This window comes from Pseudomonas sp. Marseille-Q7302, from assembly GCF_965111925.1.
Window position 1 is genome coordinate 165876 of record NZ_CBCOPK010000001.1, and the last position, 11550, is coordinate 177425.

General features: G+C 65.9%; 7 protein-coding genes and 2 pseudogenes. 4 read left to right on the top strand and 5 right to left on the bottom strand.

Annotation, left to right across the window (positions count from 1 at the left end):
• Nucleotides 1-353: 353 nt before the first annotated feature.
• Nucleotides 354-563, bottom strand: a complete 210-nt coding sequence (locus tag ACWPW1_RS00810) for a cold-shock protein (protein ID WP_007160189.1) — start codon at nt 561-563, stop codon at nt 354-356.
• A gap of 267 nt (nt 564-830) precedes the next feature.
• On the opposite strand from ACWPW1_RS00810, the gene ACWPW1_RS00815 reads away from it, so the two are divergent.
• The 4 genes and pseudogenes from ACWPW1_RS00815 (at nt 831) to ACWPW1_RS00830 (ending at nt 7081) form a co-directional block, all read left to right on the top strand.
• Nucleotides 831-4337, top strand: a complete 3507-nt coding sequence (locus ACWPW1_RS00815) for an acyl-[ACP]--phospholipid O-acyltransferase (protein WP_434775392.1) — start codon at nt 831-833, stop codon at nt 4335-4337.
• 123 nt (nt 4338-4460) lie between these two features.
• Nucleotides 4461-5120 (top strand): annotated as a pseudogene (locus ACWPW1_RS00820) (MCP four helix bundle domain-containing protein); the annotation flags it as partial.
• A 312-nt stretch (nt 5121-5432) separates the two neighbouring features.
• Nucleotides 5433-6026, top strand: a pseudogene (locus ACWPW1_RS00825) (methyl-accepting chemotaxis protein); the annotation flags it as partial.
• Nucleotides 6027-6085: 59 nt separating this feature from the next.
• Entirely contained in the window at nt 6086-7081 is a 996-nt protein-coding gene (locus ACWPW1_RS00830) for a 2-hydroxyacid dehydrogenase (protein ID WP_454252283.1), read from the top strand.
• On the opposite strand, the gene ACWPW1_RS00835 is transcribed toward ACWPW1_RS00830, so the two are convergent.
• From ACWPW1_RS00835 to ACWPW1_RS00850, 4 genes are all read right to left on the bottom strand, one after another.
• Nucleotides 7078-8502: an MFS transporter gene (locus ACWPW1_RS00835; RefSeq protein ID WP_313649272.1), complete on the bottom strand. Its 1425-nt coding sequence runs from the start codon at nt 8500-8502 to the stop codon at nt 7078-7080. The two genes, ACWPW1_RS00830 and ACWPW1_RS00835, sit on opposite strands and share 4 nt — an antisense overlap.
• A gap of 139 nt (nt 8503-8641) precedes the next feature.
• Entirely contained in the window at nt 8642-9592 is a 951-nt protein-coding gene (locus ACWPW1_RS00840) for a sugar-binding transcriptional regulator (protein WP_059313056.1), read from the bottom strand.
• 325 nt (nt 9593-9917) lie between these two features.
• Entirely contained in the window at nt 9918-10718 is an 801-nt protein-coding gene (locus ACWPW1_RS00845; protein ID WP_271653515.1) for an SDR family oxidoreductase, read from the bottom strand.
• 54 nt (nt 10719-10772) lie between these two features.
• The gene (locus tag ACWPW1_RS00850) at nt 10773-11537 is read right to left on the bottom strand and encodes an SDR family oxidoreductase (RefSeq protein ID WP_271653516.1); all 765 of its coding nucleotides are present in this window, start codon (nt 11535-11537) and stop codon (nt 10773-10775) included.
• Nucleotides 11538-11550 lie beyond the last annotated feature (13 nt).

Genomic DNA, 11550 nt, shown 5'->3' on the forward strand with positions numbered 1-11550 from the left:
CGCCGGGCGACTCACTTTTTTCAATCGCGGCTGCGCGCCCCGCACAAAAGTAAGCAAAAACGCTTGCCCCGCCATCCGGCCCCGGTTGCGCCGGGGTCCGCTCTCTCCATCGTCGCTCCAGGGGCCCGCCGCGAAGGGCCTTCCCTGGCCCTCGCGACTCTCGCGGCATCCATGCCGCTCGACCCCTTACGCAACGATTGCGTTCGCCCTGCTGGAAGGGGCGTTGGCCGCGCCTGGACGTTTGATTGCCAGCTGGGGGTCGGAGTGAAGCGTGGTAAGGCTGGCTTGAATGCTAAACCCCAGAAACGAAAAAGCCCCGCCGAAGCGGGGCCTTTCTGCAACCGGATCAGTCGTTAGACGACTTGAACCTGGTCAGCTTGCATACCCTTCTGGCCTTTGACAGCCACGAAAGTGACCTTCTGGCCTTCGCTCAGGCTCTTGAAGCCGGCGCTTTCGATGGAGCGGTAGTGCACGAACAGGTCGGCGCCGCTTTCCGGGGTGATGAAGCCGTAGCCTTTCTCATCGTTGAACCACTTGACGGTGCCATTTTCACGATTGGACATGAGTATCTCCAGGTGTAGGGGGAACAACCACGTTAGCGAGACATTCGCTAGCGGGACTGTAATGCGAGAGTGAGACGAGCCAGGAGATGAAAATGAAGCAACATCAAGCAGGTATCGAGTAACTATTGCAGTAGCAGTGCCCACACCATACTCGCTTTCACGAGCTTGTATAGCCCTGATTCGCATATTTGTTGACCAATGGCGCTGCTTGCGCTGCCAGGGCGTCTCACTCAGGCTACGGATTCCCCTGCTCGAAAGAGACTCCGCATGGACAAGCTGCACCGGATCAAGGGGGCTTGGCCCTACCTGATCGCCGTCTTTCTCAACGCCTTCGTCGATCTTGGCCACAAGATCGTCATCCAGAACACCGTGTTTAAGGTCTATGACGGTTCCACCCAGGTGGTGCTGACCGCCCTGGTCAACGGCATGATGCTGTTGCCCTTCATCCTGCTGTTCAGTCCCTCCGGCCATGTGGCCGATCGCTTCGCCAAGGTCAGGGTGTTGCGCCTCGGCGGTTGGGCGGCGGTGGCCATTACCCTCGGCATCACCCTGGCCTATTACGCCGGGCTGTTCGAACTGGCCTTCGCCATGACGCTCTTGCTGGCCATCCAGGCGACCTTCTATTCGCCGGCCAAGTACGGCTATATCAAGGCGCTGTTCGGCAAGCAGCGGCTGGCCGAGGGCAACGGCCTGGTGCAGGCCAATTCCATCATCGCCATCCTGGCCGGCACCGTGGTCTTCACCGCTTTCTTCCAGCTGCACCTGGGCGAAGACCACACCACGCCCCACGCCATCCTGCAGGACATCGCCCCGCTAGGCTGGCTGCTGGTGCTTTGCAGCCTGGCCGAGGTGGCGCTGCTCTATCGTCTGCCGCTGCTGGAAGAACCCAAGGCGCGGCAGCCGTTCGACTGGCACGCCTATGTGCGGCTGCGCAGTGCCCGACGCAACCTGGCGGTGATCGGCGAGAATCCGGTGATCCGCCTGTCGATCATCGGCCTGGCGGTGTTCTGGTCGGTGGGCCAGGTGCTGCTGGCGAGCTTTCCGGCCTATGCCAAGGATCACCTGGGCATCGACAACGTGCTGCTGTTGCAGGGCATCCTGGCCTGTGCCGGGATCGGCATCGCCATCGGCTCGTCCCTGGCCAGCCGGGCCTCGCGCGGGCGCATCGAGACCGGGCTGATCCCGGTGGGCGCCCTGGGCATCGCCCTTGGCCTGTGGTGGCTGCCGGCGCCCAGTTCGGCCCTGGTGCATGCGCTCAATTTCGTCTTCATCGGCCTGATGGGCGGCCTGTTCATCGTTCCGCTCAATGCCCTGATCCAGTTCCATGCCCGCGAAGACCAGCTCGGTACCGTGCTGGCCGCCAACAACTGGGTGCAGAACGTGGCCATGCTGAGCTTTCTGGTACTCACCGCGGTGATTGCCCTGCTCGGCCTGGACAGTCGCTGGCTGCTCCTGCTGATCGCGGCCGTGGCCATGATCGGCGGGGCCTACACGGTGTGGAAGCTGCCCCAGAGTCTGGTGCGCTTCCTGCTCGGCCTGATGGTCACCCGTCACTACCGCATCCAGGTCCAGGGGCTGCAGAACCTGCCGGCGCAGGGCGGGGTGCTGCTGTTGGGCAACCACATCAGCTGGGTCGACTGGGCCATGGTGCAGATCGCCAGTCCGCGGCCGGTGCGCTTCGTGATGCTCAGGTCGATCTATGAGCGCTGGTACCTGAAGCCCTTCCTCAAGGCGATGGGGTGCCTGCCCATCGCCCAGGGCAGCGGCGCCGGCGCGGCGCTGGAACAGGTGGCTGGCCTGCTGAGTGCGGGGGAGGTGGTCTGCCTGTTCCCCGAAGGCGCCATCAGCCGTACCGGCCAGCTCGGCGAATTCCGCCGTGGCTACGAAAAGGCTTGCGAGCGGGTCGGCCCGGAGGTGCAGATCGTGCCCTTCTACCTGCGCGGCCTCTGGGGCAGCCAGTTCTCGCGTTCTTCGAGCAAGCTCAAGGAGCTGCGCGACAGCCCGTTGCACCGCGAGGTGGTGGTGGCCTTCGGCAGGGCGCTGCCCAAGGACACCCCGGCCGATGTGCTCAAGCGCCGCATCTTCGAATTGTCGATCCGCTCCTGGGAGCGCTATATGCAGGGCCTGCCGTCGCTGGCCGACGCCTGGGTCGCCAGTGTCAAGCGGCGACCCAACGGCCTGGCCCTGGTGGACGACCTGGGGGCGCCGCTCAAGGCCGCCCAGGCGCTCACCGGCGCCGCCTGCCTGGCGCGGCGGATGCGCAAGCGCCCCGAGGCCAATCTTGGCCTGCTGCTGCCGACCAGCAGCGGCGGCATGCTGGCCAACATGGCGGTGCTGCTGGCTGGCAAGACGCTGGTCAACCTCAATTACACCGCCACGCCCGAGGCGCTGCGCTCCGGGCTGGATCAGGCCGGTATCCGTACCGTCTACACCTCCAAGCGGTTTCTCGAACGCCTGAAGAAACGCGGCCTGCCGGTGGATGAGTTGCTCAGTGGACGTGAGGTGGTGGATCTGGAGGAGCTTCGCGCCGGTATCGGCAAGGCCGAGTTGCTGGCGAACTGGCTGGCGGTGCGGCTGCTGCCCACCGCCATGCTGCAGGTGCTGGTGAGCCGCGCCCATGACCCCGAGGCCACCGCCGCCATCCTCTTCTCCAGTGGCAGCGAGGGCACGCCCAAGGGGGTGATGCTCAGCCATAGAAACATCATGGCCAACCTCAAGCAGACCTCGGACGTGCTCAACACCCAGGACGACGACGTCTTCATGGCGTCGCTGCCGCTGTTCCACGCCTTCGGTCTCACCGTGACCCAGTTCCTGCCGCTGATCGAAGGGCTGCCGGTGGCCTGCCAGGCCGATCCGACCGACGTGGCCGGCATCGCCAAGGCGGTGGCGACCCACCGCGCCACGGTGCTTTGCGGCACCTCCACCTTCCTGCGACTGTTCGTGCGCAACGCCAAGGTGCATCCGCTGATGCTGGAGAGCCTGCGCATCGTGGTGGCCGGGGCCGAGCGGCTGGATCCGGCGGTACGCGAGGCCTTCAAGCTCAAGTTCAATCAGGACATCTACGAGGGGTACGGCGCTACCGAGACCGCCCCGGTGGCCTCGGTCAACCTGCCCGATGCCCTGGACGTTAGCTATCTGCAGGTGCAGCGCGGCGGCAAGCTCGGCACCGTGGGCATGCCCCTGCCAGGAACCGGGCTCAAGATCGTCGATCCCCAGACCTTCGCCGAATTGCCCACTGGCGAGGCCGGCATGGTGCTGATCGGCGGGCCGCAGCTGATGCAGGGCTATCTGAACGATCCCGAACGCACCGCCAGGGCCATCCGTGAAATCGACGGCGAGCGCTGGTACGTGACGGGCGACCAGGGCCGGCTGGATGAAGATGGCTTTCTCACCATCGTCGATCGCTATTCGCGCTTCGCCAAGATCGGCGGCGAGATGGTCAGCCTGGGCGCCGTGGAGCAGGCCCTGGCCAAGGCGGTGGCCGATCCGGAGATCGAGCTGCTGGCGGTCAATCTGCCCGATGCCAGGAAGGGTGAGCGCATCGTGGTGCTGCACACCGGTGAGCTGGACGGCGCCGCGATAGAGAAGGTCCTGCTGGCCCAGGGGGTGGGTGGACTGCTGTTGCCCTCGGTCTGGCTGGCGGTGGACAGCCTGCCGAAACTGGGCACCGGCAAGGCCGATGTGGCCGGCGCGAAACGCCTGGCGCAGACACTGTTGAGCGATGTGGGACAGGAGCAGGAGGTAAATCGTCCGCCAGGCGCCAGCGAACCCTAAAGCCTGGCGCCGTTCGGCCGATCATGAGGGGGCTAATCATCTTTTGAGGTGTCTCCGTTGAAGCTACGCTCCCTCAACATCGCCCCGCGCGCCCTGGTCGCCTTTGGCTTCTTCGCCTTGCTGGTGATCGGCCTCGGCCTGTTTTCCCTCGGTCAGAATCGTGTCATCAAGGAGGGCGAGGAGCAGATCGTCGGCAACGTGATTCCCAGCGTCCAGACCATCGGCGAGATTCGCGCCGATCTACTGAGTCTGCGCATGCACAACCAGGCGTTGATGCTGGCCAGCTCCCAGGCTGAGACCCAGGCCGTGCACCAGAATATCGAGACGGCCAAGGCCGCCCTGGAAAAGCATGTGCGTCAATTCGAAGGCCTGCTGCTCACCGACCGGGGACGTGAGGTCTATAGCCGCATGACCAGCCAGCTGGCCACCTACCTGAACAACCAGGCCCGCTACCTGAAGGCACTGGACGACCAGAATGACACCGAGCTGCTCAAGCTCAGTGGCCAGGACGGCGAGATGGCCCACAGCGGCAACGCCCTGAGCGCCACCGTCAACGAGCTCGCCGGTCTGGTCGATGGCAAGGTCACGCGCCTGGCTGCCGCCTCCATGGCCACCTATCGCACCACCATCGCCATTACTGTGGCCGTGATGCTGGCAGCCCTGGCTGGCACCCTGCTGCTGGCCTGGCGTTTCACCCGCAGCCTCACCGGGCCGCTGGAAAAAGCCCTGGCGGTGGCTGAGCGGATCGCTGCCAACGACCTCAGCCGGTCGGTGGAGCAGGACGGGCGCGACGAACCCGGACGGCTGCTCGCCGCCATGGCGCGGATGCAGGACAACCTGCGCGGGACCCTGGAGCGGCTGACCCTGTCGTCCAACACCCTGGCATCCACTTCCGAGGAGATGTCGGCAGTCACCGAGACCGGCCTGCGCGGCATTCAGCGGCAGAACGATGAACTGGCCCAGGCCGCCACCGCGGTCAACCAGATGACCACCGCCGTAGAGGAGGTGGCGCGCAATGCCTCTGCCGCCAGCGTCGCTGCGCAGGATAGCCGCAGCTCCGCCGATCTGGGGCAGCGCCGGGTCGAGGAGACCCTGACCACCATCCACGCCCTACACACGGCCGTGGCCTCCAGCAGCGGCGAGATCGATGGCCTGGCCGCTCAGGTGCAGCGCATCAGCGGGGTGCTCGACGTCATCCGCGGCATCGCCGAGCAGACCAATCTGCTGGCGCTCAACGCCGCCATCGAAGCCGCCCGCGCGGGCGAGGCAGGCCGTGGCTTTGCCGTGGTGGCCGACGAGGTGCGGGCCCTGGCGGCCCGTACCCAGCAGTCCACCGGCGAGATCGAAGACATGATCGGCGCCATCCAGGGCGGCGCGGGCAAGGCGGTGGACGCCATGGCCACCAGCAATCAGCAGGCCGCTGCCTGCCTGGAGGTGGCTGCCGCCGCTGGCGAGGCCCTGGCCGAGATCGGCCGTCACATCGTGCAGATCACCGAACGCAACCTGAGCATCTCCGCCGCCACCGAAGAGCAGGCCCAGGTGGCCCGCGAGGTGGATCGCAACCTCACCAGCATTCGCGACCTGTCCACCCAGAACGCCGCAGGGGCCAGCCAGACCGCTACTGCCAGCACCGACCTGGCCCGCCTGGCCGGTGAGCTGAATGGCGCGGTGCGGCAATTCCGTCTCTGACCGCCAGGCGTGCGTCGGCCATACTTGAGGGCACTCCTGGCCGAATAGAGGTACCCGCGATGCGCCTGACCGTCTTCAGTGCCCAGCCCTACGACCGCGACTCCCTGGAGGCGGTCGCCCGGGAGCGCCTGGCAGGGCGGGACGTGACCCTGGTCCACCAGCCGGTCGCCCTGTCGCTGTCCACCGCGATCCTGGCCGAAGGCAGCCAGGCGGTGTGCGTCTTCGTCAACGACTGCCTCGACGCCGCCGTGCTGGAAGCCCTCCAGGGCCTGGGCGTACGGGCCGTGCTGCTGCGCTGCGCCGGCTACAACAACCTGGACCTGGCTGCGGCGCGCCGCCTCGGTCTGTTCGTGGCCCGGGTGCCGGCCTATTCGCCCGAAGCCGTGGCCGAACACGCCCTGGCGCTGCTGATGACCCTCAACCGCAAGACCCACCGTGCCTACAACCGGGTACGAGAGGGCAATTTCGCGCTGGACGGCCTGCTCGGCAGCACCCTGAATGGCAAGACCGTAGGGCTGGTCGGCCTCGGCCAGATCGGCCTGGCCACGGCGCGTATCTTCCATGGCCTGGGCTGCCGGGTACTGGGCCATGATCCGCAGCCGCCGGCCGCTTTCGCTGCCTATGGCGATGCCGTAGCGCTGGACGCCCTGCTGAATGAGGCGGATGTCATCAGCCTGCATTGCCCGTTGCTGGAGAGTACCCGCTACCTGATCGACGCCGTGGCCCTGGCGCGGATGAAGCCCGGGGCGGTACTGATCAATACCTCGCGGGGCGCCCTGATCGACACCGAGGCGGTGATCCAGGCGCTCAAGCGCCGGCAGCTGGGCGGGCTGGCCATTGACGTCTACGAGCAGGAGAGCGAGCTGTTCTTCCAGGATCGCTCCCATGACTACATCGACGATGATCTCTTCGTGCGCCTGATGACCTTTCCCAATGTACTGATCACCGGTCACCAGGGCTTCTTCACCGCCGAGGCCCTGCGCGAGATCGCCCTGGTCACTCTCGGCAACCTGGCTGACTTCCTCGACGGGCGCGCCTGCCCCAATGCGCTCTAGCGGGCGATGTCCTCCAGTGCCCGGTTGCGGGTGCGCGGGCCGAACAGGCCAATGGTCAGCACCACGATCAGCATGCTGGCGACGATGAAGGCCAGCACGCCCGGCGTGCCCAGGCGCTCCAGCAGGGCGCCGATCAGCAGGCTGCTGAACACTGTGGACAACCGGCTGAAGGAATAGCAGAAGCCCACCGCCCGGGCGCGGATGGCGGTGGGAAACAGCTCGGCCTGGTAGGAGTGGAAGGCGAAGGTCAGCCAGGCGTTGCAGAAGGTGATGCCCACGCCGCAGAGGATCAGCCCCAGGGCGCCCTGCTGCAGGGCGAACAGGCCACCGAACACCACGGTGCCCAGGGCGGAACCGACGATCTGCCACTTGTTCTCGAAGCGATTGGCGATGCGCACGAACAGCAGCGGCCCCAGCGGATAGGCGAGGGTGATGACGAAGGCGTAGCCCAGGCTGTGGGTCAGGCTCACGCCCTGGCCGGAGAGCAGCGCCGGCAGCCAGTTGCCGAAGCCGAAGAAGCCAATGGCCTGAAACAGGTTGAAGACGATCAGCATCACCACCCGCCGCCGATAGGGTGGCTGCCAGAGGGCGGCGAAGCGGGCGCTTACCGCTCGTTCTTCCACTACCTCTGCAGGCGGCGGCAGTGGCTGGCCGCTATCGGCCTGGCAGGCGGCTTCCAGGCGCTCCACGCCGTGCTCGGCTTCATCCAGCCGCCCCTGTTGCGCCAGCCAGCGTGGCGATTCGGGCAGACGCTGGCGCAGCCACCAGATGAACAGGGCGAAGAGGGCGCTGGACAGCACCACCCAGCGCCAGCCGGAGATGCCCAGTGGCGCCTGGGGCACCAGCCACCAGGACAGCAGCGCCACGGCCGGCACTGACAGGAACTGGATGGCGAAGGCGAACGCGAAGGCCGAGGTACGCATGGCCTTGGGTACCAGCTCCGACAGATAGGCGTCGATGGTGACCAGCTCCAGGCCCAGGCCGATGCCGACCACGAAGCGCAAGGCGATCAGCCCCAGGGCGGTGGTCTGCAGACCCATGGCGAGGGTCGCCAGGGTGTAGCCGACCAGTGCCCAGGTAAAGATCGCCCGGCGCCCATAGCGGTCGGCGATAGGGCTGAGCAGGCTGGCACCGACGAACAGGCCGAGAAAGGTAGCCGCGGCGAAGGCCGCCTGATCGGAGATGCCGAATACCCCGGCGGCCCCGGTGTGAAAGACGCCGTCGCGCAGCAGACCCGGGCTGATGTAGGCGGTCTGGAACAGATCGTAGAGTTCGAAGAAGCCGCCGATGGACAGGAGCGCGACCAGTCGCCAGAGCGTGCGGGTGGCCGGCAGGCGATCGAGGCGCGCCGACAGGGTGGCAGCTCGGGAAGCGCCGGGCAGGGCGGCGGTGCTGGTGAAAACTGGTTGAGCAGAAGGCATGGGACGCTATCCAGAGAACAGTCGTCCTACAGCTTACGGAGCAACCCCCGCTGAATGTTGCCAAATATTTCCTTTTTACAAGGGGTATTTGGCAGGATCTAGCGCCTGAATGCCTGATTCTGGCAGTAACGTGTGCGGATCAAGGTACCAGCGCCAGTGCGGTGCGCAAGTCGACCACCAATACATCCAGATAGCCGCCTTGCAGGGCGCCGCGGATGGCGTTGACCTTGCGCAGGCCGCCGGCGAGGCCGACGACGCGGTCGATCTCCAGCAACTGCGGCAGGCTCACCGAGACCACGGTTTCTTCGCTGTCGTCCAGCACCGGGCGGCCCTGGGCGTCAAAATACCTCAGGCAGATGTCGCCCACGGCGCCCCGCGCGGCGAGCACCTCCAGCATGGCTTCGCCATGGTAGTTGCCGCTGTTGCGTAGCAGCTGCGAGGGCTCCAGCTCGCCGATGCCGACCAGGGCCACGGTAAGTCGGGCGAAGCGCTCGGTGACCTCGCGAACCTCGTCCAGCTGCAGGATGCGCTGACGACTTTCCGGTGAGTGCTCGATGCTCTGCGACGGCAGCAGATAGGCGGGACAGCCCAGCAGATTGGCCAGCTGCTGGGTCAGCAGGGTGGCCTCGAAGGCGCCCTTGTTGCCGACACCGCCCAGCAGCTGCACCACTTCGGTCGCGCCCTGGCGACTGCTGCCACGGTGCATGTGGCCCACCATGGCGCGGATCGTGGAGCTCCAGGAGGAGATACCGATATGGTCGCGCTCGGTGACGCTGGTTTCCAGGTAGTGGGCGGCGGCCGAGCCGATGGCCTGCTTGATGGCTTCTTCGTCGTCGCCAGTGGGCTCAACCACGATAGCCTGGCGAATACCGTAGCGCTGCTGCAGCTGACGTTCCAGTTCGAGATGGAAGTTGCGCGGCCGCTGTACCGAGATACGGACGATGCCCTCCTTGAGCGCTCGACTCAAGGCGCGGCTGACGAAGGATTGCGACAGGTCGAGCTGAGCGGAGATCTGCGACTGCTTGAGCCCTTCTTCATAGTAGAGCGAGGCGATTTTGGTCAGCAGGCGTTGTTCTTCGAGGTTACTCATCCAGATTCCCGGTACCAGCGGATACGCCGCACTCGCGGCTGCCGGCCCGAACCGAGAGGTCCTCGGGTCGCGACGAACCACCGAAAAGCAGGCACGTACCTGTTAGAAAGGCGCATTTTCCCGCTATTTTTGCTCAGCCTGCCCTTCAGCGCCAAGGCTTTTGCAGCCCAGGCGCTGGAGAAACGTCGCAGGCCTGCTCATTAGCTTGCGAGCGAGTGTCGAACAGAATGAAAAGACCCAAGGAGGCAGCGTTTGTGAAGGGTAAGGTGCATCCGAACGGCCTTTAAGAGCTGTTTGACTGGCCGTAGCCCCTATCAACCGGTGCTCAGGACATGATCAAGCCACCATCCACATTGATGGCCTGGCCGGTGATGTAGGCCGCGTCTGCCGACGCCAGAAAGGCCACCAGACCGGCCACGTCGGCCGGGGTACCGGCGCGCTTCATGGGGATGTTGCCGACCCATTCGGTCATCAGTTCGCCCTGACCATAGCGCTTTTCCGGGGTGGAGAGGATCTCGCCCCAGACCCGGTCGTTGTAGTCCCACATCTCGCTTTCGATGATGCCTGGGCAGAAGGCATTGACCGTGATGCCATGGCGCGCCAGTTCGTGGGCCAGGCTCTGGGTGATGCCAATGACGCCCATCTTGCTCGCCGCATAGTGAGGCGTGTAGATGAAGCCCTGGCGACCCTGGCCGGAGCTGGTGTTGATCAGCCGCCCGCCATGGCCAGCGGCGACCATGCGCTTGGCCGCTTCGCGGCAGCACAGCCAGACGCCGGTGGTGTTGACCTGCAGGACGCGGTCGAAGTCCTCGCGCGGCATGCGGTCGAAGGCATCGATGGTAATGATGCCGGCGTTTTGCACCGAGACGTCGATGCGCCCGAAGCGGGCTTCGGCCTGGGCATAGAGGTCGGCCACCGCCGCCTCGTCGGTGATGTCCACCACCAGCGGCAGGACCTCGGCGCCGGTATCGGCCACCAGCCGTGCAGCGGTCTCATGCACCCGCTCGGCATTGGACACCAGCACCAGATTGGCACCCTCACGACCGAAGCGTTCGGCGATACCCTCGCCGATGCCCCGGCAACCGCCGGTTATCACTACGGTTTGACCAGCGAAGCGACGTTCCACGTGAAACCTCCTAGAGCGGCTGGCGATCCGGCGCGCGTGATCGCCAGCAGGTTGTTACCAGCAGACGAAACCGCCATCGACGATCAGGTCGACGCCGGTACAGAAGGACGCGGCAGGGCTGCACAGGAAGATCGCTGGGCCGACCATTTCTTCCACCTCGGCCATGCGGCCCAGCGGGGTGGTCTGCTCGAAGATCTTGACCTGGTCGGCCACCTCCGGACGGGTATTCATGGGGGTGGCGGTGTAGCCGGGGCTGATGCAGTTGACCCGGATGCCGCGCTCGGCCCATTCCATGGCCAGGCTCTTGGTCAGGTGGATGACCCCGGCCTTGGAGGTGTTGTAATGGGCCTGCAAGAGGCCACGGTTGACGATGCTGCCGGACATGGAGGCGATGTTGACGATGGCACCCTTGCCGCGCGGCAACATGACCCGCGCCTGGGCCTGGCAGCTGAGCATCACACCGGTGAGGTTGATGTCGAGCATGCGCTGCCAGCGCTCCAGCTCCAGTTCCTCGGCCGCTTGGGCGTTGGCGATGCCGGCGCTGTTGACGGCCAGGCTCAGGGGGCCGAGTTCGACTTCGGTGCGGGCCACGGCGGCTTCCAGGTCAGCGGCGCTGGTCACCGAGCCTTCCAGGGCCAGGGCGCGGCGGCCATGGGCCTGGATGCGCTCGACGGTGCCAGCAAGGTCGCGGCTGCCGGGCAGGTCGAAGCAGGCCACGTTGGCGCCGGCCTCGGCGAGCCCGACGGCGATGGCCTGGCCGATGCCGCTGCCGGCACCGGTGACGAAGGCGGTCTGGCCGCCGAGATCGAAGAGACGCATGGAGAACTCCTAG

Excerpts from the sequence above, each read along its gene's own strand:
- ACWPW1_RS00830 (WP_454252283.1), top strand. The coding sequence starts at position 6,086 with ATGCGCCTGACCGTCTTCAGTGCCCAGCCCTACGACCGCGACTCCCTG.
- ACWPW1_RS00835 (WP_313649272.1), bottom strand. The coding sequence starts at position 8,502 with ATGCCTTCTGCTCAACCAGTTTTCACCAGCACCGCCGCCCTGCCCGGC.
- ACWPW1_RS00815 (WP_434775392.1), top strand. The coding sequence starts at position 831 with ATGGACAAGCTGCACCGGATCAAGGGGGCTTGGCCCTACCTGATCGCC.
- ACWPW1_RS00810 (WP_007160189.1), bottom strand. The coding sequence starts at position 563 with ATGTCCAATCGTGAAAATGGCACCGTCAAGTGGTTCAACGATGAGAAA.
- ACWPW1_RS00850 (WP_271653516.1), bottom strand. The coding sequence starts at position 11,537 with ATGCGTCTCTTCGATCTCGGCGGCCAGACCGCCTTCGTCACCGGTGCC.
- ACWPW1_RS00840 (WP_059313056.1), bottom strand. The coding sequence starts at position 9,592 with ATGAGTAACCTCGAAGAACAACGCCTGCTGACCAAAATCGCCTCGCTC.